Origin of the sequence: Flavobacterium lacisediminis (assembly GCF_025909975.1) — a bacterium.
Classification (GTDB): domain Bacteria; phylum Bacteroidota; class Bacteroidia; order Flavobacteriales; family Flavobacteriaceae; genus Flavobacterium; species Flavobacterium lacisediminis.
Genome location: NZ_JAPCIO010000008.1, coordinates 75914 through 99114, shown reverse-complemented (window position 1 = coordinate 99114; position 23201 = coordinate 75914). Strand labels below are relative to the sequence as shown.

The window sequence follows — 23201 nt, the reverse complement described above, 5'->3', positions numbered from 1 at the left end:
TAAAGGAAGGACGAATTTTCTTTTCACAGCGTATTTTAAAACGTAAATATAATCACAAATCAATTTGTAAAGAAATTAAACTTTGTAACTTTGTTGCTTAGACACTTAAAAACTACAAAAATATAATGAGCCAAGAAATTAGAAATCTGGAACCAAAGCCACTTTGGAACAAATTTGCCGATTTGAATGCTGTGCCACGTCCGTCTAAAAAAGAAGAGCGTGTGATTGAATTCATGAAAAACTTCGGAACCAGTTTAGGATTAGAAACGTTTGAAGACGAAATTAGAAACGTTATCATTCGCAAACCAGCAACGCCAGGAATGGAAAACCGCAAATCAATTGTTCTTCAAGGACATTTGGATATGGTACACCAAAAAAATAACGACACTAATTTTGATTTCGACACGCAAGGAATTGATATGTATGTCGATGGTGATTGGGTTCGTGCAAAAGGAACTACACTTGGTGCTGATAATGGGTTAGGAGTAGCGATGATTATGGCGATTTTAGAATCTACCGATATCAAACATCCTCCAATTGAGGCTTTGTTTACAATCGACGAAGAAACTGGAATGACAGGCGCTTTGAACTTAAAAGGCGGTGTGTTGCAGGGTGAAATTTTATTGAATATGGATACCGAAGAAGATGATGAAATCGATATCGGTTGTGCAGGTGGAATTGACGTAACAGCTACAAGAGGTTACAACGAAGAAGAAACGCCAGAAGGTTCTGTGGGTTACACGATTACTGTAAAAGGTTTACAAGGTGGACACTCTGGAATGGATATTCATAAAGGATTAGGAAACGCAAACAAAATCATGAACCGTTTATTATTTGACGGATTTGAGAATTTTGGATTGCAAATTGCTGAAATTTCAGGAGGAAGTTTGCGTAATGCAATTCCGAGAGAAAGTGTAGCGAAAGTTATTATTGCTGAAATGTATGATGAAGCGTTTGTTTTTGACATGCAAGAAGTAATTGGCGATATCAAAACCGAATTCAAAACAATGGAGCCAAATTTAACGATTGAGATTGTTAAAAATGATACAGTTCCTGCTAAAGTAATGGATTTAGGCGTGCAAGAAGGTTTGTTACGAGCTATTTATGCAGCACACAACGGCGTTTACAGAATGTCGGCTGATATGGAAGACTTGGTGGAAACTTCGAATAATATTGCACGTGTAATTGTAAAAGACGGACAAATTTCGATTCAGAATTTAACGCGTTCATCAGTGGAAAGTTCTAAAATGGATTTAGCAAATAGCTTGCGTTCGGCTTATGAATTGTTTGGTTGCGAAGTTGATTTTGCAGGAAGTTACCCAGGTTGGGCACCAAACGTTAACTCGGAAATTTTAGACGTTTTGACTTCTATTTACGAAAAACAAAACGGCGATAAACCAAAAGTAGTGGCGTGTCATGCAGGATTAGAATGTGGTATTTTAGGAACGAATTATCCAAACATGGACATGATTTCTTTTGGACCAACCATTCACGGAGCACACAGCCCAGATGAAAGAGCGTCAATTAAATCGTCTCAGAAATTTTGGAAGTTTGTTTTGGAAATTTTAGAGAATATTCCGGTTAAGAAATAAGAATATAGATAAAATCCCGAGCTAGCTCGGGATTTTTTTTGTTTATACTATAGAAATGGCGAGTAGCCATAAACAGCTTTTTTAACGTTCTGAGGCTTGCTTTCAGTGGCGTTGAACCAACACCAAGCCATTACAAATATAACAAAACATTCCATTCAGCAGCGGATTTTCCTACGGAAAATCCGGAAGTAGCCATTGAAGCAAACCGTTGTTAGCTGCAGTAATATTTTTAGTATCTATTTGCATAAAATTCTATATTTTATTTATAAGTCTTTATTGAAAATTATCCGAAGAGTATGATTGTCTCAGCAACAAATTTGTTTCAATATTTTTTCGCCAAGAAAGTTTCAACAGATTTTTGCTATTAAAACGAAAACGGTTTTTCGGGCATTCCTTTTCCTATCCAACGATCATACTCGACCATAATATTGAAATAGTCAAAAAGGAAAAAATTTAAGCTGATGAGAAAAAATAAGGAAAAAATGATTAAAATTAACTTGTCTGATTTGTCAATTAATTTCAATTTTAATCTAGTTGTTATAAGTACAACTAATGCTAAGAATAAAAATATTTTCCCGCAAAACAAAATGTCAAGACTAGTTTGGTTAGCACTATTCTTTAAATAAAAAGCATAATAGTTCATAAAAAACAACAGAAGTAATTGTCCTACGATAAATATTATTTTGATTATCTTCATTGCCTTTCTATAATTTTGTGAATTATTGCAGCTAACTTGTATATATGCGCTAAAAAGTAGCGCCAATCTACCCATTTTGGGGTGTATATGAGCTATAAATTAGCGCTTTTCAAAAATAATAAAAAAATCTTACAAATTATCAATTGAGATTATAATCGTTTTAAACAAAAAAGGCTCACTTTCGTGAACCTTTTCGTTTATTAACTCAAAATAATTAAAACTAAGATGGGGAAAATTATTCCAGCTACGGCTAGTTTCCAGCCTCGGCGTTTAAAGGTGTTTTTGCCGTGGGTTACCATTAAAGTTCCCGTGATGGCAATAAGTATTAAGGATATTCCAAAAATATCAGAGTAGTAAATCCACCAGTTAGAAGTGGTTTTATGTAACTTCATCGTTTGGCTGATAATCGGAGTTTTATTGAAAGCAACAATTTCACCTTTTCCTGTTTTCATGTCGATTTCTACATCGTGTTTTTCAAACGAAATTTTAAACGTGCCTTTCTTTATATTGTGGCGACGCATTTTATCATCGATTCCCAATTGTTTTCCTAAATTTTCAGCAAATTCTTCTGTAATTTGGCTTTCTTCGGGTAATTGGACTTTGATGTTTTTGGTTTCGATGGTGTATTTTTCAGGATGCCAATGTTCTCTATGGTTCATTAAAATTCCAGAAAAGGCAAACGAAATTATCAATCCTACGTAGAAGTAGCCAAAATCGCGGTGAATGTCTCTAACTAATTTTTGTTGTTTCATGGTTTAAAATTTATATCGTAAAGAAGTTAAAATTTGTCTTGGTGCAATTGGGTTTACACTGTAGTTTTCGTGTATTGTATAATTCAATTCATTAGTAATGTTTGATAATTTACATAGTAATGAAAACTGCTTCCAGTTGTAACCAAGCGATACATCAATAGTTGTGTAACCATTTACTGGAATTTCTCTATCCCAAACGTTGTTTGGATAGGCAGGATTTACCTGATTGTTCCAACCTCCAACTCGGTCACCAATGTAGTTTCCAATCGCTCCTAACGATACATTTTTGAAAATTCCTGTTGGAACGGTATAGAAGAAACTTAAGTTTGCAGTATGTTGAGGTGTTCTTACTAAACGATCGCCTTCGATGAAACTTCCTGTTGCTCCAGTGGTTTTTGTGAAACGCATATCGTTATAACTATAGCCTGCAATAATATTAAAATCATCTAAAGGTTTGTAGTTTAGGTCTAATTCAATTCCTTTACTTGTAGTTTCGCCACTTAACGCTTTTACATTGGTATTTGTGTTGATGTTTCCGTTGGCATCAAATTCGGCTGTTTGAGCTAAATTGCTATTTACAATTTGGTATAAAGTAACGTTTGTTGTCAATTTCCCTTTCCAAAATTCGTTTTTAACACCAACTTCAATTTGGTCAATAATAGAAGGTTTAATAGCTTCGTTGTAAATCGTTACACCAGTATTTGGAGTAAATGAGTTTGAATAGCTAGAGAATATAGTAATGGTTTTTAATGGTTGGTAAATTAAACCCACTTTTGGAGAGAAAGCTCTGTCGTTTCTGATTACTTCTTCAGTTACCGTATTAGCTAATAAGTTATAAGTTTCAGGTTTAGCTTCTTGGTATGAATAACGTATACCTAATAAAGCTTTAAATTTTTCGCTGAAAGAAATCAAATCTTGAGCATAAAATCCCAAGCGATTGGTTTCCGTTTTTACAATTCTTGTTACTTCTGAAGGTAAAATTGGTCCTTCATTTGAAGCTGCATAAGAAGATGGATCAAAAATATTTACAGTATCGTATGTGGTTACAGTTGCTCCAGTTGTAGGATTGTAAAATCTGAATGTGTAGGCATCTGCAAATGAAATTTCAGTATCTATTCCTGTAAACAATTGATGTTTGATTTTTCCTGTATTAAAGTTACCTTGTAAGCTAATTTGATTAGCAAAGATTTGTTCAACCGCTTTATTTCTTCCATACGGACGATTCCAATCGCCATTTGTTGCAGGCTGAATACGTTCTGTACCAATTGATTCTCTATCGTAATCTTGGAAAGAAGAATTAAAGTTTAGTTTCCAATTTTTATTGAATTCATGATTTACTAAAATAGAAGCTGTAGCTTGTTTGGTAGTTCCGTTTGACCATTTTGCTCCTAAATAAGCGTTTCTTGGTACATCGGCAATTTCTTTTCCGATAGAACCGGTTCCAAAATCAGGTGCCCAATCGTCGTTTAAATAATCGGCTTGAAGCGTGATTTCTGTTTTATCACTTACTTTAAAAAGTAGGGAAGGATTTACGTAGTAGCGTTCTTTAGTAACAAAATCTCTAAAGCTTTCCGAATTTTCATACGAACCATTAAAACGATACGCAATCGAATTATTAAAAGCACCATACACATCTGCTGAAGGTTTGTAGAAATTGTAACTTCCTGCTTGCATGGTGAATTCGCCGCCGGTTCTAAAATTTGGAGATTTAGTTACCATATTCATAATTCCCCCGGGCGCCACATTTCCGTATAATAACGCTGCACTTCCTTTTAAAATTTCTACTTTTTCTAACGAAGAAACTTCTGGAATAGAACCGCTGTTGAAACGGAATCCATTTTTGAACATGTTGTTTGCCGACATATCGTAACCTCTTGACCAAAACGATTCTTGAGCGCCACCACGAGCTGAACCAACATAAACACCATTAGCGTTTTTAATAACATCACTCAAACGAATGGATTGCTGTTGTTGGATGATTTCAGCTCCAATTACTTGAATGGCTTGAGGTAAATCTTTTTCTTTGATTCCAGCTCTGTTTACTGAAGATTTTGAAGGGTTGTTTTTGGCTTCGATAACCACTTCTTTTAATTTTTTTACAGTATCGTTTTCTGTAAAATAGTTTTCACTAACGTCGTTAAGGTTTTCTTGAGATACTGCCTGAAGTGAAGACAGTAGAACTATAGATTTGAAAATGTTTTTATACATCTTATTTAGATTAAATTAAAATAATGATGCAAAAATATCAAGTCAAAATCAAAACACAAAATTTATTTAGACTTATTTTAAATAATATTTATAAAGAATTGATTTTCAAGCCGAACTTTTAAACACTTAAATTTTTAAACTTTAAACTAAAATTGTAACTTTGCACTCCAAAATAAATAACAGCTATGTTAGATAGATTACAATATGTAAAACAACGTTTTGACGAAATTTCAGACTTAATTATTCAGCCTGATGTAATTGCCGATCAAAAGCGTTATGTACAATTAAATAAAGAATACAAGGATCTTAAAGGATTAGTAGAAAAACGTGAAGAATATATTATTCTTGACGGAAACATAAAAGAAGCGAACGAAATTATTGCCGATGGTTCGGATGCCGAAATGGTAGAAATGGCCAAAATGCAATTAGATGAAGCTAAAGAGCGTTTACCACAATTGGAAGAGGAAATCAAATTTATGTTGATTCCTAAAGATCCAGAAGATGCGAAAAACGTAATGGTTGAAATTCGTGCGGGTACTGGTGGAGATGAAGCTTCTATTTTTGCAGGAGATTTATTCCGTATGTACACTAAATATTGTGAAGCACGTGGTTGGAGAACTTCTGTAGTAGATGTTAGTGAAGGAACTTCAGGTGGATTCAAAGAGGTAATTTTTGAAGTAACAGGAGAAGACGTTTACGGAACTTTGAAATTTGAAGCAGGAGTACACCGTGTTCAACGTGTACCACAAACCGAAACTCAAGGTCGTGTACACACTTCAGCGGCAACGGTAATGGTTTTACCAGAAGCAGAAGAATTTGATGTGCAAATTGATATGAACGATGTTCGTGTTGACTTTTTCTGTTCGTCGGGTCCTGGTGGTCAGTCGGTAAATACGACAAAGTCTGCGGTTCGTTTAACGCACATTCCAACTGGATTAGTAGCGCAATGTCAGGATCAAAAATCGCAGCATAAGAATAAAGATAAAGCAATGGAAGTATTGCGTTCTCGTTTATACGAAAAAGAATTAGCCATCAAACAAGCGGAAGATGCAACAAAACGTTCATCGCAAGTAAGTTCAGGTGACCGTTCGGCAAAAATTAGAACCTATAATTACTCTCAAGGTCGTGTAACTGACCACAGAATTGGTTTAGACGTTTTTGATATGGATGGTGTTATGAATGGTAAAATTCAAAAATTTGTTGACGAACTTCAGTTGGTAAACAACATGGAAAAATTAAAAGAGAACGAAGTTTTCTAAAATATAAGCCTCATTTATTGAGGCTTTTTTTATATCTTAAATCAAAAATATTTCGCAAATTTGCGACAAACGACAATACCATGACAACACAACAACTAATTTCCCAAATCCAAACTAAAAAATCTTTTCTATGTATTGGTTTGGATGTCGATTTGAATAAAATTCCAGAACACTTACTACAAACCGAAGATCCTATTTTTGAATTCAATAAAGCGATTATCGATGCAACTCACGATTTGTGTGTTTCGTATAAACCAAATACTGCATTTTATGAAGCTTACGGAATTAAAGGTTGGCAATCGTTAGAAAAAACCATCAATTACATCAACGAAAAGTATCCAGAAATCTTCACTATTGCCGATGCAAAACGTGGCGATATTGGCAACACATCGTCTATGTATGCCAGAGCGTTTTTCAACGACTTAGATTTCGATTCGGTAACTGTGGCTCCTTATATGGGAAAAGATTCAGTAGAACCTTTCTTAGCATTTGAAGACAAACACACGATTATGTTGGCGTTAACTTCAAACGAAGGCGCTTTTGATTTTCAAACGCAAAATGTCGATGGTAAAGAATTGTACAAAGTAGTTTTAGAAACCTCAAAATCATGGAAAAACGCTCATAATTTGATGTATGTAGTTGGCGCAACCAAAGCCGAATATTTCACTGAAATCAGAAAAATTGTTCCTGATAGTTTCTTACTAGTTCCAGGTGTTGGCGCCCAAGGTGGAAGTTTAGCAGAGGTTTGTAAATACGGAATGAGCAAAAACGTTGGTTTGTTAATCAATTCTTCAAGAGGGATTATTTACGCTTCAAACGGAACTGATTTCGCGGAAAAGGCTAGGGAAGAAGCGTTGAAATTACAACAAGAAATGAAAGAGATTTTGGGATAAATTTTGAACAAATGCAACTCACAGACCAATTAGGAACCCAACACACTTTTGCTTCAACTCCATTGCGAATTGTTTCTTTAGTACCTTCTCAAACCGAATTGTTGTACGATTTGGGTTTAGAAGATAACATTGTTGGAATAACAAAATTCTGTGTGCATCCTGTTCATTTTAAAGCAACTAAGACGATTGTTGGCGGAACAAAAACAATCAAATTCGATAAAATAATAGTGCTTCAACCCGATATTATCATTTGTAATAAAGAGGAAAATACCAAAGAAATTGTAGAAGAATTATCTCAAATTTGTCCAGTTTGGGTGACCGATATTCTTACGATTGAAGACAATTTACAAATGATTTCCGATTTTGGGAAACTCTTCAATAAACGAACTGATGCTCAAAAATGGATCTATAAAATCAATTTTGCATATCAAGATTTTCAGCAATTCATCAAAGATAGACCAGTAAAGAAAGCGGCTTATTTTATTTGGGCTAACCCACACATGGTGGCCGGAAATGACACTTTTATCAATGAATTATTGAAATTAAATCATTTCGAGAATATTTACGAAGTAAAAGAAGGTCGTTATCCAGAAATTGAATTGAAGAAAATTCGTTTAGAAGGCGATCCTGATTATGTTTTTTTGTCTTCCGAACCTTTTCCATTTAAAGACGAACATGCTTTTGAAATTGGACGATTCACGCATCATGCAAAAACCGTTTTTGTGGATGGTGAAATGTTTTCTTGGTACGGAAGCCGATTGCTAAAAGCATTTGATTATTTTAAATTACTACATTCAAAAATTTAAAATTTGTTCAACAACTAAATAAGCTGAAAAGCAGTACATTTGGGCAAAATTAGAATTTTGATTTCCTATACAATTTATAAAAACGAAACGAGTACAGAATGGGTGACTTTTGTTCATGGAGCAGGAGGAAGTTCGTCTGTTTGGTTCAAGCAAATTCGCGATTTTCAGAAGCATTTTAATGTATTGTTGTTGGATTTGCGTGGTCATGGAGATTCAAAAGAACAATTAAAATCGGCATTCAAACAAAAATATACGTTTAAAGCCATTGCAGAAGACATTGTTGAGGTTATTGATTTTTTAAAGATTGAAAGTTCTCATTTTGTTGGAATTTCATTAGGTTCCATCGTCATTCGTCAATTAGCAGAAATGCATCCTGAACGTGTAAAAAGTATGATTTTAGGTGGCGCTATTTTAAAAATGAATTTCCGTTCGCAAGTATTAATGCGATTAGGAAATACGTTTAAATATGTGTTGCCATATTTGGTGTTGTATAAGTTTTTTGCCTTTGTTATTATGCCGAAAAAAAATCACAAACAATCGCGTTTACTTTTTATCAACGAAGCAAAGAAATTGTATCAAAAAGAATTCATTAAATGGTTCAAACTTACTGCCGAAATTAACCCAGTGTTACGTTGGTTCCGTCAAAAAGAACTAAATATCCCAACACTTTACGTTATGGGTGAAGAAGATTATATGTTTTTACCTTCTGTAAAACAAGTCGTTGCTAACCATGTTAAAACCGCCGAACTTTTCATCATACAAAACTGCGGACATGTAGTAAATGTTGAACAACCGGTAATTTTTAATGAAGCGGTGATTGGGTATTTGAAAGGTAAAGAGTAAAAGAATTTATGCTTATTAATGATAAATAAATAGTTGAAGACAGTTTTTATAATTTTTTAAGACTTTGTAATTTGGGTAGTTTAATAATATTCTATTTGATAAATAGTTGTTTCGTAAAGTTTATTGTTTGAAATAATTTTTGTCATGATGAGATTTTTTTTCTTATCATAAGTATTAATGTAATTTTGTTCAAATTTTAAATTGTCATTTTTGTCATAAGAGACTTTTTTTGAAATTCTTCCCATTTTATCATATTCATAAAGAAGTTTACCATAACGAGAATCAACACGAATAATTTGTCCTTTGTGATTGTAATATGTTTTACTTTCACTATTTGATTTAAGATAATATGAAGTCTTTGTTCTGTTTTTGTAATTATATTTAAATAATGTAGTGTCACCTGGTTTACCACTTTCTAAATGTATTTCTTTAATTTTATTATTGTTTTTATCATAAAACATTTTCTTTTCTAGAATTACTGAATTTTGGTATAAGCTCTTGCGATTAATCATATTTCCTTTTTTATCATATTCCATTTTAGTTGACGATTGTTTATTATAATCAGGTTTTATATCTATTAGATTATTTCCGTCATAAGTATATGAAGTTGTTACAGTAACAGTTTTAAAAAAATGAATATGTTTTTGAGGTAACTTATTGCCATTGTAAACGAGAATTACTTTGGTTGAGTCATTTTTCTCTTCTTCAAATAAAGAGTAACAAGTGATCGATTTAATTTTTCCGTAGATTTTCAATTCTTCATTTTCTTCAAAAAAAGTATCTTGAAATTTTGATGAACTACAAGAAATAAAAATAATATAGGAGATAAGTAACAAAAATAATTTTCTCATTGAGAATGATTTCTAAATTAAAGTAAATTTGCTTATAATAATCTTTTTATTTCCCAAATATAATAAAATATTTACAAAACGTACCGTATAAAAACAAAAAAACCACGCCAAAAAAGCGTGGTGATTTTTTCTAAACTAACCCTAACTAAATGAGAATTTTATTCTTATTACGTTGCAAATATCTTACCTTTTTTTGAATTGTAATGTTAAGGTTATGTTATTCTTATGTTATTGATTACTAAATTTTTACGAAAACGTTTTTTCTGTAAAAAATGAATTACAAAACACTATTTTTTGTCTTGTAACGCGAAAACGCGTTTTAATAAATCAGAACTTCTTGCTGTTAAATTTGTACGAATTTCCTTCTCCTCAACAGCAATCATTTTGAAAACACCTTCCATTGCTTTGTTGGTTGTATAATCCGTTAAATCAGGATTCACTTTCGTCACTAACGGAATAGCATTGTATTTTGTAATAATGTTGGTCCATACTTTGTCAGCACCCACTTTGGCAAACGAATTTTTAATAACAGGATTAAATTTAGCATATAAAGCATTTGAAGTCGTGTTTTGTAAATAAGTTGTTGCCGAACTTTCATTACCCATCAAGATATTTTTGGCATCGTTGAATGTCATTTGTTTTACGGCATCGACAAAAATAGGTGTCGCTTCTTTTACCGCATCCTCTGCTGCTCTGTTTAATACTTTTAAACCTTCGTCAGCCAATTTACTCATCCCTATTTGACGTAATTTTTTATCCACCACTTGCAATTCTTGTGGTAATAAAATTTTTACTGCTTCATTTTTAAAGAAACCATCGGTTGCGGTTAATTTCGAAACTTGTTTGGTAATTCCATTATTCAAGGCTTCTTTCAATCCGCTACCAATTTCTGCCTGACTCAAAATACCAGTTCCTTGTGGTAATTGATCTAAAACTTGTTGCATTTCAGCACAACTAAATAAACTAAAGGCTACTAAAGTAAGAACTATTTTTTTCATGTTTTTCTATTTTGCTAATGTATGGGCAAAGATAGTGCCATTTTTTGGTAGAATTTATTCTAAAAATTGGATGGAATAAAATTATTAAATTCGTAAATTGCACCCTTTAAAACGAATAAAAATTACATATGGAACTACAAACTCCTTATATTCCTAAAAATAAAGTAAGAATTGTGACTGCTGCGTCACTTTTTGATGGACACGATGCAGCCATTAATATCATGCGTAGAATTATTCAAGCTACGGGTGTTGAGGTAATTCACCTTGGACATGATAGAAGTGTGGAAGAAGTTGTAAATACTGCTATTCAGGAAGATGCTAATGCAATTGCAATGACGTCTTACCAAGGAGGCCATAACGAATATTTCAAATACATGTACGATTTGCTTAAAGAAAAAGGAGCAGGTCACATCAAAATATTTGGTGGAGGTGGAGGAGTAATCTTACCATCTGAAATCTCAGAATTACACGAATATGGAATCGAGAGAATTTATTCGCCAGACGACGGTCGTGCTATGGGATTACAAGGGATGATTAACGATTTAGTTCAACGTTCAGATTATCCAATAGGAGATAAATTAACGGGAGAATTATCGCACATCGAAGAGAAAAACCCAACTGCAATTGCAAGATTAATTTCGTCAGCTGAGAATTTTCCAGAAATTGCAAAATCGGTTTTTGACCAAATTCACCAAAAGAATGAAACGTCAAAAATTCCAGTTTTAGGAATCACAGGAACTGGTGGTGCCGGAAAATCATCTTTAGTGGATGAATTAGTTCGTCGTTTCTTAATCGATTTCCCAGAAAAAACTATCGGATTAATTTCGGTTGACCCATCAAAACGTAAAACAGGTGGAGCTTTGTTAGGCGATAGAATTCGTATGAATGCAATTAACAATTCTCGTGTTTACATGCGTTCGTTAGCTACTCGTCAATCGAATTTAGCTTTATCAAAATATGTGGCTGAAGCGATTGAAGTATTGAAAGCAGCAAAATATGATATTATTATTTTAGAAACATCTGGAATTGGACAATCTGATACCGAAATTTTAGAGCATTCTGATGTTTCATTATATGTAATGACACCAGAATTTGGAGCAGCAACTCAGTTAGAAAAAATCGATATGTTAGATTTTGCTGATTTAGTTGCCTTGAATAAATTTGACAAACGTGGTGCATTAGATGCGATTCGTGATGTAAAAAAACAATACCAACGCAATCATAATTTATGGGATGTGGATACCGATAAGATGCCAATTTTTGGAACAATCGCCTCGCAATTCAACGACCCAGGAATGAATACACTTTACAAATCTATCATGGATAAGATTGTAGAGAAAACGGGAGCCGATTTAAAATCGACTTTTGAAATTACGCGTGAAATGAGCGAGAAAATTTTCGTAATTCCGCCGCACAGAACACGTTATTTATCTGAAATTGCAGAAAACAATAGAAAATATGATGAAACAGCTCTTTCTCAAGTAGAAGTAGCTCAGAAATTATATGGAATTTTCAAAACTGTTGAAACCGTTAACGGAAATGTTCCGCAATTAGATAAAGCAGGAATTGTTGAAAGTTCTCTGAAAATTACTGCTGATAACAAAGATTTCGTTTCGTTATTAACAAAAGAATTCGACCGTGTAAAAATGAACCTTGACCCATACAACTGGGAAATCATTTTAACTTGGGACGAAAAAGTAAACAAATACAAAAATCCGGTTTATAGTTTTAAAGTTCGTGATAAAGAAATCAAAATTGCTACGCATACTGAATCGTTATCGCATTCTCAAATTCCAAAAGTGGCTTTACCAAAATACCAAGCTTGGGGTGATATTTTAAAATGGAATTTACAAGAAAATGTTCCGGGAGAATTCCCATTCGCATCAGGTTTATATCCATTCAAACGCGAAGGAGAAGATCCAAGTAGAATGTTCGCAGGAGAAGGAGGACCGGAAAGAACGAATAAACGTTTTCATTATGTATCTGCTGGATTACCAGCAAAACGTTTATCAACCGCTTTTGACTCGGTAACTTTATACGGAAATGACCCACATATTCGTCCTGATATTTATGGAAAAATTGGAAATGCAGGAGTTTCAATTTGTTGCTTAGATGATGCGAAGAAATTATATTCAGGTTTCGATTTAAGTCATCCGTTGACTTCGGTTTCGATGACGATTAATGGACCTGCGCCGATGTTGTTAGGATTCTTTATGAATGCAGCTATCGATCAAAACTGTGAGAAATACATTGTTGAGAATAATCTTCAAGTTGAAGTTGAAGAAAAAATCAACGAAATCTATAAGAAAAAAGGAGTAGCACGTCCAAGATATCAAGGTGCTTTACCAGAAGGAAACAACGGTTTAGGTTTAATGCTTTTAGGAGTAACTGGTGACCAAGTTTTACCTTTAGATGTATATCAAGATATTAAAATTAAAACATTAGCACAAGTTCGTGGTACGGTTCAAGCGGATATTTTAAAAGAAGATCAAGCACAAAACACTTGTATTTTCTCAACGGAATTTGCTTTAAGATTAATGGGTGATGTTCAAGAATATTTCATCAAACAAAATGTTCGTAATTTCTATTCGGTTTCAATTTCTGGATATCATATTGCGGAAGCAGGAGCGAATCCTATTACGCAGTTAGCCTTCACGTTGGCAAATGGTTTCACTTATGTAGAATACTATTTAAGTAGAGGAATGAACATCAACGATTTCGGTCCGAACTTATCATTCTTCTTCTCTAATGGAATTGACCCTGAATATGCGGTAATCGGTCGTGTAGCTCGTAAAATTTGGGCGAAAGCCATGAAAAATAAATACGGCGCTAACGAAAGAGCACAAATGTTGAAATACCACATTCAAACTTCTGGTCGTTCGTTACACGCACAAGAGATTGATTTTAATGATATTCGTACGACTTTACAAGCTTTATATGCGATTTACGATAACTGTAACTCGTTACATACGAATGCTTATGATGAAGCAATTACAACGCCAACAGAAGAATCAGTGCGTAGAGCAATGGCAATTCAGTTGATTATTAATAAAGAGTTAGGTTTAGCGAAAAATGAAAATCCAATTCAAGGTTCGTTCATTATTGAAGAATTAACTGATTTAGTAGAGGATGCCGTTTTACAAGAATTCGACAGAATCACAGAACGTGGTGGTGTTTTAGGAGCAATGGAAACCATGTACCAACGTTCAAAAATCCAAGAAGAATCATTGTATTATGAAACTTTGAAACATACTGGAGAATTCCCAATTATTGGAGTAAATACGTTCTTGAGTTCAAAAGGTTCGCCAACAGTTATTCCAGCTGAGGTTATTCGTGCAACAGAAGAAGAAAAACAATATCAAATTGATATGTTAAATAATCTTCATAAAACAAGCGCAGAAAAAGTTGCAGAACAATTGAATATTATTCAGGATGCAGCCATAAATAACCAAAACATCTTCGAAAAATTAATGGATGCAACCAAAGTTTGTTCGTTAGGGCAAATTACAAGTGCATTATTCGAAGTAGGAGGTCAGTATCGACGCAATATGTAATTAGAAATAGATAAATAATTTATAAAAAAGACCTTTCAGAAATGAAAGGTTTTTTTATTTTTGAAGAATGGAACCAATAATTAAAACATTTCCCGAGACAAAATTCATTGGAATGAATAGTGTAATTTCTTATTCGAATTATCGAATAGGAGAATTATGGAGTAGTTTCATGCCAAGACGAAATGAAATTCAAAATACTATAGGAACAGAATTATTCAACATTCAAATCAATCCTGATAATTTTGATTTTAATCCGCAAACCGAATTTGTTAAATGGGCTGTGGTTCCGGTAAAAGATATTAATTCTATTCCTGATGGAATGCAATCGTTACTAGTTGAAGAAGGATTGTATGCTGTTTTTAATCATGTGGGAGATGCTGTAAAAGCAAGAGAAACCTTTGGTTATATTTTTGGAGTTTGGTTGCTTAACTCAGAATATCAATTGGATAATCGCCCTCATTTTGAAATATTAGGTAAGAAGTATAAAAACAACAGTCCAGATTCTGAAGAAGAAATTTGGATTCCTATTAAAAGAAAAGCTTAATATTCTCCATCCACATAAAACCATTTATCGTTTTCCAATTTAAAAGTCGAATGTTCGTAATGTACTTGAGCCTTTAAATTTTCGTCTAAAAAATACGCTTTGAAAGTTACTGTAGTTTCGGTTGAGGCTAGAACTTCTAGTTTTAACCATTTGTTGGCTTGACTCCAAGCTAAAATATCTCTTTTGTTGTGGTATTTTCTTTTAGAAATATGCGTGGTATTTATCAAATAATCAGCAGCTCCAACTGCAAATGCACTATAACGCGATCGCATCAATGCTTCTGCTGTTGGAGCATTTTTGATACCTTTTATATAAGGTTCACAACAATTTTGAAAGGAAACAGAATTTCCGCAATAGCAACCCGACATAAATTACGATTTAGATTCGTTAAATTTTCGTTGAATTTCTTTTAATTTTTCGGCACGAGCATTCTTTTTAGCTTTTTCTTTTGCTTGCTCTTTGTGTAATTTATCGTTGTGTGCTTTAATATTTTTTGGATTATTTCTTCCCATTTTTATGGTCTTTTTAGAGATTTCAAAGATACTAATTTAAATGGTATAAAAGTTTGGCACAACAATTGGTTATATTTACATAGGAAATAATTTAAAACTTAAAGATTATGAAGAAAATTACTTTATTGTTTGTTTTTATCGGGATGATAACACTTCAAAGTTGTACAGTTAACGAAGTTCAAGATAATGTGGATAATGATACTATAAGCGAGGTTTTTGAATACACTAATGTGGATTTAACTTCTGGAAATGGATATTCTGCATTATTGACTTTTCCTTACGCTACTTATACATCTGATATGGTTTTGGTTTATCGTTTAGTAGATTATGGTTCTGCTGGCGACGTATGGAAATTATTACCTGAAACTTATTATTTTGATGATGGTACTTTGGATTTTGGATATGATAATGATTTTACTCGCTATGATGCACAAGTAAATTTATTTGGATATGATTTGCCAGGATTGTCTAATGCTTATAAGTTAGATCAAGTAATAAGAGTAGTAGTTATTCCAGCAGCTTTTGGAAATAAAACATCAAATAAAATCGATTTCGAGGATTATAACTCGGTGAAGGAACACTTTAATTTAGATGCAGCGAAAGTGACTAAGATTAAATTGTAATATAAATTAAAAGAGCTATCAAATTTGATAGCTCTTTTTTTATACTGATATTTTATCCAACTTTAAATAACCAATGTGTTTTTCGTCTTCTGAAATTACATTGGGTTTTGTTATTTTCAAACGATATTCCGATTTGAATTTGTCTGAAAGAATATCTTCAATATTGTGAATATCATCTACATCAACACCATATTTATCATCAATGTGTGATTCGGCGCCTTTGAAACCACAATGTTTGTAGAAAGTCGTTTGTTTCGCTTTTTTAATAGCTTCGGCTTTTGTTTTGGAAACCACTAATACTTTATAATGGTATTCTTCAAATTCTCCTTCTTTATAACCACCTAGATTCAAAAAGAATAATTGTTCTTCTTGATCTAAATTTTCATTATTGGAAACTACTTCAATTGTAAATCCATCAACAGAAGTAACTTTTTGCCACGCATCAATATGAATTCTTCCTTTAGCTTCTGGCCAAAAAGCATTCATGTCGGGAACTAATTCTTTCAAACTACTTCCAATGCCAAAAAAGATATCGTGTTGTTCGGTAAAACGTCCTTTTGGGGTGCACCCCAGCATAATCATATGTAAATTTACTGTTTTCATAGTGTAAATATAATAAAAAATATTTTTACCCCTAAAAAAATAGGGGTTGTTGTAAAATTATTTAAAAAAGTTATATATTTGCATAACTTTTCAAGGGTATAACTTTAAACACACACAACTTATGTCAACATTTCGTTTTCAAGCTTTAAGAAAGGCAACCGACAGAAAACCAGTTCATGTAGAAGAATTGGACAGAAAATCAGTTATTTTTGGTAGTAATGTCTTTGGTGACAAAGCTATGCGACAGTTTTTAACACCTGAAGCTTATAAAGCAGTTAAAGCGGCAGCAGATGGAGTAAAAATCGACAGAAAAATTGCCGATTATATTGCTTTGGGAATGAAAGAGTGGGCATTATCTAAAGGAGTAACTCATTACACGCACTGGTTTCAACCATTAACTGGAACCACTGCGGAAAAGCACGATGCTTTCTTTGAAACATTTCCTGATGGAAGCGACCCAGTAGAAAAATTTGGTGGAAGTCAATTAGTTCAACAAGAACCAGATGCGTCTTCTTTTCCAAATGGAGGAATTCGTAATACTTTTGAAGCTAGAGGATATACAGCTTGGGATCCAACATCACCAGCTTTTATCTTTGGAACTACATTATGTATTCCAACGGTTTTCGTATCGTATACAGGAGAAGCTTTAGATAACAAAACGCCTTTATTAAGAGCTTTACATGCTATCGATTCAGCTGCAATTGACGTAGCAAAATATTTCGATAAAAATGTAAAAAGAGTAACACCAACTTTAGGTTGGGAACAAGAATATTTCTTGGTAGACAGCGCTTTAGCTTCGTCAAGACCTGACTTATTAGCTACAGGAAGAACTTTATTAGGTCACACCGCAGCAAAAGGTCAACAATTAGATGACCACTATTTTGGTTCGATTCCTACAAGAGTTTTAACGTACATGCGTGATTTAGAAAACGAATGTATGTTATTAGGAATTCCAGTTAAAACGCGTCATAACGAAGTAGCACCAAACCAATTTGAGTTAGCACCTATCTTCGAAGAAACGAATTTAGCGGTTGACCACAATTCGTTATTAATGGATGTAATGCAAAAAGTGGCTGAACGTCACGATTTTAAAGTATTATTTCATGAAAAACCTTTCAAAGGAGTTAATGGTTCGGGTAAACACAACAACTGGTCATTAGCAACAGATACTGGAATTAACTTGTTGTCTCCAGGAAAAACGCCAATGAGCAACTTACAATTCTTAACGTTTTTTATTAATACGATTAAAGCGGTTCATGATTATGAAGAATTGTTAAGAGCGTCAATTGCATCAGCAAGTAACGACCACCGTTTAGGGGCTAACGAAGCGCCACCAGCAATTATTTCGGTTTTCATTGGACAACAATTGACTAAAGTGTTAGCGGAATTAGAAGGTGTTTCTCAAGGGAAATTATCGCCAGAAGAAAAAACAGATTTAAAATTAAACGTAGTAGGTAAATTACCAGACGTTTTATTAGATAATACAGACAGAAACAGAACTTCGCCATTTGCTTTTACTGGAAACAAATTTGAGTTCAGAGCAGTTGGTTCTTCAGCAAACTGTGCGGTTTCTATGACGACTTTAAATACAATTGTGGCAAAACAATTAAAAGATTTCAAAATTGAAGTAGATACTTTAATCGAGAAAAAAGATTTAAAGAAAGACGAAGCAATTTTTAATGTATTGAGAGAATATATCAAGCAAACAAAAGCTATCCTTTTTGAAGGTGATGGTTATAGCGATGCTTGGGAAAAAGAAGCTAAAAAACGTGGTTTAAGCAATCACAAAACAACACCAAAAGCATTAAAAGCAAAAGTTTCTAAAAAAGCAATTGAATTGTTTGGCGAAATGGGTGTAATGAATCATGTTGAGGTAGAATCACGTTACGAAATTGAATTGGAAGAATACGTGAAAAAAATCCAAATCGAAGGTCGTGTTTTAGGTGATATTGCTCGTAATCATGTGGTTCCAACTGCTATTCGTTACCAAAATGTATTAATTGAAAACGTAAAAGGATTAAAAGAAATCTTTGGAAAAGATTTTGAGAAAATTGCAAAAGAGCAAATTTCGTTAATCAAAGAAATTTCAGAACACATCGAAGGCATTAATACGAAAGTAGAAAAAATGACCGAAGAACGTAAAAAAGCAAACGCCTTAACAAGCACAGAAAAAATGGCAGACGCTTATTGCGATAAAGTAAAACCATACTTCGAAGAAATTCGTTACCACGCTGACAAATTAGAATTGTTAGTAGACGACGAACTTTGGACATTAACTAAATACAGAGAATTGTTATTTACGAAGTAATTAGAAATAGGAATCCCAATCGAAAGATTGGGATTTTTTTATTTGAGTATTCCTCAATTCTTAACAACCATCATTCTTGTTGAATTCGCGTTTAAAAAGCACTTTGCTATTATATTCAATATAGTCGCCTGATAAAATTAAATAAGGATGATTGTGCGAAAAACCAGCACTACGACTTCTTATAAATATTTTGTCTTCAACTTTTAAGTTTTTAAATTTCTCAAAATCATTTGGAATAAATTGCATCATGTAATTTTCGCCATTAATCTTGACAACTAACCATTTTGGGCTCGATGGGTTTGTAGTTGGAAGTTGAAAAGTTACCGATGTAACCACAGCTTCCATTTCAGCATACGCTTCTATTTCGTTTTTTATTTTCTCATAACTAGCTTGTACTTTTTTGCCTTCGGGCGAGTTTTTCCAGTCATTAAATTTTATTCCATCTGGTGAAGCTTCCCATTTTTTTCTTTTTTCTAAATTAGATAAAGGTTTTGAAGAAATTTTAGTGTCGTTTTTAATTTCACGATTTGCATGTAAGCCGTTCGCAAAAGTTGAAAAGCTAAATACAAATCCACTTATCACAACCAGCGACAAGATTAGAACATAAAATGTTTTTTTCATAAGTTTCATTTTTTTAAATTGATTATACGAATTTACATTCATAATTTTTTGTTAGAACGATTGAGATTGTAAATAAAAATGTAAACTTTGTAAATAATTAATTGACATTATGCATTTTAGTCGAAATCTCCTTTCAGGAAAACGTAAATATATATTCACATTGATATTACTCTTATTCATCTCGATAATTGGGGTAACTCTATTTACAGCTGATAGAGATGATTTTGATATTTCGAGAAGAGAAGTTTTACTTCGTAGAATTGGTCATGAAATTCTTTTGCAATCTGGCGATAGTACATCGCGAGTACTTCCTGTAGAAAAGATAGGTGAAAATGAATATCAAATAAAGTTTGAGAATGAACTTACCTTTCAAACGGATTCTTTAGTAAATACAACGCAGCGATTACTTGCTAAAGATTTACATGTTCGTGACTATGTGGTTAATGTAATTAATTGTGACAATTCGAGTGTAGCTTATGGATATGCAATCTCAAAAAACAAAAAAGATGATATTGTGGCGTGTAAAGGCAGAAAGCAACCTAGCGCTTGTTATAAGATTAATATTAAATTCAAACCGATTGGTATACTTACGGCAAGTTATCAGTACTTTTTAGTTGCTTTATTGTTATTTGGATTAGTTGGCTTTTTCTTTTGGAAACCAAAACCTAAGCAAACGGTACCAAAAGCAGTACAAAACAACATATTTACTTTAGGTTCTGTTCTATTTGATGCGCAAAAACGCCAATTGGAAATAAATAACGAAAAGATAGATTTAACCGCAACCGAAACACGTTTATTGCTCATTTTTGCTTCATCGCCTAACGAAACAATAGAAAGAAGCCGACTTCAAAAAGAGATTTGGGAAGACGAAGGTGTTATTGTTGGACGTAGTTTAGACATGTTCATATCAAAACTCAGAAAAAAACTGGAGCTTGACACCAATATTAATATCGTGGTGATTCGTGGAAAAGGGTATAAGCTTGAGGTGAATACTTAAAGTTGACAAAAATCCCAATCTTATTATTGGGATTTTTTAAAATTATTTAATTTAATAAATCGTTAAAAAAATACGTTTTGGAGATTCTAAATTATCATAATCAATAATTAAAAAGTTGTTATTATCTAAAATTAAATTCTTAGGACTTCTTTCGTTTATTGGTAATAAAGAATCAATTGTGAAATTACCGCTATTATATTTGAGTATTTTGTAAAAATAATTAGGATTAGTTTGAATAGAATACAAATAGCTACCATTTAGACTTATTTTATAATCAGTTAAGGTACCGTCAGTTGATAGTGTAGTTGAATTATTATTTAAATCATTTTTATAATAAATTCTTCCTCTATTACCAATAATAATAAAATTAATATTGTCATTAGTTTGGTTAATATTACCTTCTAGATAATTTGTACCAAAATTAGAAGATAAATAAATTCCATTATTGTTAAAAGTCTCTATTCTAAAGAGCGAACTATTAGAGCCTTGGGGTAGGTTTAAACATTTGATTTGATTCGGATTGGATAAATCATTATAAACATTTAAAGTGGGTGAGTTATTGTAAGTAACTGTGTCACTTATTAAGCTCAAATTATTCCTACTATAAACAGCTATTTTTGATTGGCTTAAAATAAAGTTGTAATAACTTATAAATATTAATCCATTTTTTTGAACAACACTTGAAATATTATCATTAGAAGCTAAACTAATATTATCAATTTCTTGTAATGATGAATTTAAAATGGATAAATTATTTCCTGAAACTATATATAATTCCGTTTGATTATTATAATTACTTAAAGAATGAGTTATGTAATTTACTAAAAATGGGTTAATTGGCTTTTGCTGTAGAACTATATTGTTGAGATAATCATAGGCTATAAGTTTGAAATTACTTTGGCCAGAAAGGCTATTATCATATGTAAATAAATATAGAATCTTGTCTTGAGGATTATGAAGAACATGTTTGGAAATTTCACTAGTTGTAGAGAACATTAAATATTTATCAGAAGTAGTAAATGTAATTTCATTACCATATGAAGTACCTAATATATTTGTTGCAAATGCTCGAACATAGTATTGTGTGTTTCTACTTAAATTATTAATTGTAGTTAAAAAAAAACTTTGATTTTCAGTATTTGTTTGTATATTATCGGAAATAGTAGGATTTGGATTGGTACTCCAAACTAATCCCTTTGATGTTATAGGAGAATTTCCAGAATTACTTATGTTTCCTGAAATAATTGCTGAATTATTAGTAATATTTTCGATTGAATTTGTCGTTACTATTGGTGGAGTAGGTCCTAATGTTCTAAATACAACTTCTTGTCCATAAGCAGTTCCAGCGTTTGTAGAAGCAAATGATTTTATATAGTAAGTTGTATTTGGAGATAAATTATCAATATATGCCACAAAACTTTCTGGACCATTTCCAATATTTTTAACAAAATCATTAATACTAGGATTTGGATTTACACTATAAACTAATCCTTTTGATATTATAGATCTTCCTTCTGTAGAAATAATGTTTCCACCACAAATAGCAGAAGTTAATGTTATGTCACTTACGCCAGTTGTTGTTATTATTGGTAATGTTTGATTATTTGTGTCTTCTGAATCATTACTACAACTAACTAATAATAATAATGTTATAAAACAAATTACTGCACTTTTTAAATTCAACTTCATTGTTATTGTTAATTTGTTTTAAGTTTTTAAATTTTCTTCTTTTGTTAAAATGAAAATAATATTCAAATTTAAATCTTACTAATAGCAGTTTCATATTTAATATTCACTACATTCCAATCGATTACGTTGAAAATAGCGGTTAAATATTCATTGCGCTTGTTTTGATAGTTTAAGTAGTAGGCGTGTTCCCAAACATCAATCGCTAAAATGGGTGTTCCTCTAACTTCTGCATTTGGCATTAGGGGATTGTCTTGGTTGGCTGTGCTGGTTACGGCTAATTTTCCTTCACGGGTAACTACTAACCATGCCCAACCGCTTCCAAATTGTCCTGCAGCGGCGTCTGTTAGTTGTTTTTGTAAGTTGTCAAACGAACCTAGTTCGGCAGTAATGGCTTCGGCTAAAGCGCCTTTTGGTGTGCCACCGCCTTTTGGGTTTAAAATCTCGAAAAATAAATTATGGTTGTAGTAGCCGCCAGCATTATTTCGGATTTCTTTATTGTTAACGTCTAAGTTTTTTAGAATATCTTCTACTGTTTTAAGTTCTAAATCAGTTCCAATAACGGCTTTATTTAGTTTGTTAGCGTAACCCAAATGATGTTTCGAATAATGAATTTCCATTGTACGACCATCTATATGCGGTTCTAAATCATCATAAGCATACTTTAGTCCACGCATTTGAAAAATCCCACCTTCGGTAACTTTAACATCCGCAGGATTACCTAGAGCAGATATTTTAGTTTCTACTTCTGGATCTGGAATTTTAACTTCTTCAAGTTGGTTTTCTTTTCTACAGCTCGTCATCATAAATGATATACAAGCCAAAATCAATAATGACTTTTTCATTTGTAATGC

The 23201-nt window shown here is 32.7% G+C and carries 20 protein-coding genes; 10 read left to right on the top strand and 10 right to left on the bottom strand.

What is annotated here, in order from left to right; translation table 11 throughout:
* The first annotated feature begins 125 nt into the window (after window positions 1-125).
* A complete protein-coding gene (locus OJ995_RS11840) occupies window positions 126-1592 on the top strand; it encodes an aminoacyl-histidine dipeptidase (protein WP_264369612.1) in 1467 nt (488 codons plus the stop codon).
* Between the two features lie 897 nt (window positions 1593-2489).
* Here the strand turns inward: OJ995_RS11840 and OJ995_RS11835 are convergent.
* Together OJ995_RS11835 and OJ995_RS11830 are read right to left on the bottom strand one after the other, a co-directional pair.
* On the bottom strand, window positions 2490-3041 hold the full coding sequence (locus OJ995_RS11835; protein WP_264369611.1) for a PepSY-associated TM helix domain-containing protein: 552 nt from the start codon (window positions 3039-3041) through the stop codon (window positions 2490-2492).
* 3 nt (window positions 3042-3044) lie between these two features.
* Window positions 3045-5249: a TonB-dependent siderophore receptor gene (locus tag OJ995_RS11830; RefSeq protein ID WP_264369610.1), complete on the bottom strand. Its 2205-nt coding sequence runs from the start codon at window positions 5247-5249 to the stop codon at window positions 3045-3047.
* A 185-nt stretch (window positions 5250-5434) separates the two neighbouring features.
* On the opposite strand from OJ995_RS11830, the gene prfA reads away from it, so the two are divergent.
* The 4 genes from prfA to OJ995_RS11810 all read left to right on the top strand — a co-directional run bounded on the left by prfA (window position 5435) and on the right by OJ995_RS11810 (window position 9050).
* Window positions 5435-6508 carry a peptide chain release factor 1 gene (prfA, locus tag OJ995_RS11825; RefSeq protein ID WP_264369609.1) on the top strand — a complete coding sequence of 358 codons (1074 nt, stop codon included), beginning with the start codon at window positions 5435-5437 and terminating at the stop codon, window positions 6506-6508.
* A gap of 80 nt (window positions 6509-6588) precedes the next feature.
* Window positions 6589-7401 carry an orotidine-5'-phosphate decarboxylase gene (pyrF, locus tag OJ995_RS11820; RefSeq protein WP_264369608.1) on the top strand — a complete coding sequence of 271 codons (813 nt, stop codon included), beginning with the start codon at window positions 6589-6591 and terminating at the stop codon, window positions 7399-7401.
* 11 nt (window positions 7402-7412) lie between these two features.
* Complete coding sequence (locus OJ995_RS11815; RefSeq protein WP_264369607.1) at window positions 7413-8207, top strand: ABC transporter substrate-binding protein; 795 nt, start codon at window positions 7413-7415, stop codon at window positions 8205-8207.
* 57 nt (window positions 8208-8264) lie between these two features.
* Window positions 8265-9050 (top strand): alpha/beta fold hydrolase, encoded by a 786-nt coding sequence (locus tag OJ995_RS11810; RefSeq protein WP_264369606.1) that lies wholly within the window; start codon window positions 8265-8267, stop codon window positions 9048-9050.
* 80 nt (window positions 9051-9130) lie between these two features.
* Here the strand turns inward: OJ995_RS11810 and OJ995_RS11805 are convergent, their stop codons facing one another.
* Entirely contained in the window at window positions 9131-9901 is a 771-nt protein-coding gene (locus tag OJ995_RS11805; protein ID WP_264369605.1) for a hypothetical protein, read from the bottom strand.
* Between the two features lie 287 nt (window positions 9902-10188).
* Window positions 10189-10899, bottom strand: a complete 711-nt coding sequence (locus tag OJ995_RS11800) for a DUF4197 domain-containing protein (protein ID WP_264369604.1) — start codon at window positions 10897-10899, stop codon at window positions 10189-10191.
* Between the two features lie 128 nt (window positions 10900-11027).
* Here OJ995_RS11800 and OJ995_RS11795 point away from each other — a divergent pair, with 128 nt between their 5' ends.
* The gene (locus OJ995_RS11795; protein WP_264369603.1) at window positions 11028-14453 is read left to right on the top strand and encodes a methylmalonyl-CoA mutase family protein; all 3426 of its coding nucleotides are present in this window, start codon (window positions 11028-11030) and stop codon (window positions 14451-14453) included.
* Window positions 14454-14520: 67 nt separating this feature from the next.
* The gene (locus tag OJ995_RS11790) at window positions 14521-14997 is read left to right on the top strand and encodes a GyrI-like domain-containing protein (RefSeq protein WP_264369602.1); all 477 of its coding nucleotides are present in this window, start codon (window positions 14521-14523) and stop codon (window positions 14995-14997) included.
* On the opposite strand, the gene OJ995_RS11785 is transcribed toward OJ995_RS11790, so the two are convergent.
* Both OJ995_RS11785 and OJ995_RS11780 read right to left on the bottom strand, forming a co-directional pair.
* Window positions 14994-15365 (bottom strand): YchJ family protein, encoded by a 372-nt coding sequence (locus OJ995_RS11785; RefSeq protein ID WP_264369601.1) that lies wholly within the window; start codon window positions 15363-15365, stop codon window positions 14994-14996. The two genes, OJ995_RS11790 and OJ995_RS11785, sit on opposite strands and share 4 nt — an antisense overlap.
* Window positions 15366-15368: 3 nt before the next feature.
* On the bottom strand, window positions 15369-15509 hold the full coding sequence (locus OJ995_RS11780; protein ID WP_264369600.1) for a hypothetical protein: 141 nt from the start codon (window positions 15507-15509) through the stop codon (window positions 15369-15371).
* A 107-nt stretch (window positions 15510-15616) separates the two neighbouring features.
* Here OJ995_RS11780 and OJ995_RS11775 point away from each other — a divergent pair, with 107 nt between their 5' ends.
* Window positions 15617-16132 (top strand): hypothetical protein, encoded by a 516-nt coding sequence (locus OJ995_RS11775; protein ID WP_264369599.1) that lies wholly within the window; start codon window positions 15617-15619, stop codon window positions 16130-16132.
* Between the two features lie 39 nt (window positions 16133-16171).
* On the opposite strand, the gene OJ995_RS11770 is transcribed toward OJ995_RS11775, so the two are convergent.
* A complete protein-coding gene (locus OJ995_RS11770) occupies window positions 16172-16735 on the bottom strand; it encodes a DUF1543 domain-containing protein (RefSeq protein WP_264369598.1) in 564 nt (187 codons plus the stop codon).
* A gap of 121 nt (window positions 16736-16856) precedes the next feature.
* On the opposite strand from OJ995_RS11770, the gene OJ995_RS11765 reads away from it, so the two are divergent.
* Window positions 16857-19043 (top strand): glutamine synthetase III family protein, encoded by a 2187-nt coding sequence (locus OJ995_RS11765; RefSeq protein ID WP_264369597.1) that lies wholly within the window; start codon window positions 16857-16859, stop codon window positions 19041-19043.
* Window positions 19044-19103: 60 nt separating this feature from the next.
* Here OJ995_RS11765 and OJ995_RS11760 read toward each other — a convergent pair whose 3' ends face one another.
* Entirely contained in the window at window positions 19104-19664 is a 561-nt protein-coding gene (locus OJ995_RS11760; RefSeq protein ID WP_264369596.1) for a hypothetical protein, read from the bottom strand.
* 160 nt (window positions 19665-19824) lie between these two features.
* Between OJ995_RS11760 and OJ995_RS11755 the strand changes: the two genes are divergently transcribed.
* Complete coding sequence (locus OJ995_RS11755; RefSeq protein WP_264369595.1) at window positions 19825-20661, top strand: winged helix-turn-helix domain-containing protein; 837 nt, start codon at window positions 19825-19827, stop codon at window positions 20659-20661.
* A 51-nt stretch (window positions 20662-20712) separates the two neighbouring features.
* On the opposite strand, the gene OJ995_RS11750 is transcribed toward OJ995_RS11755, so the two are convergent.
* Window positions 20713-22350, bottom strand: coding sequence for a hypothetical protein (locus tag OJ995_RS11750; protein WP_264369594.1), 1638 nt, complete (start codon window positions 22348-22350; stop codon window positions 20713-20715).
* Between the two features lie 68 nt (window positions 22351-22418).
* Window positions 22419-23192: a superoxide dismutase gene (locus OJ995_RS11745; protein ID WP_284698690.1), complete on the bottom strand. Its 774-nt coding sequence runs from the start codon at window positions 23190-23192 to the stop codon at window positions 22419-22421.
* Between the last annotated feature and the right edge of the window lie 9 nt (window positions 23193-23201).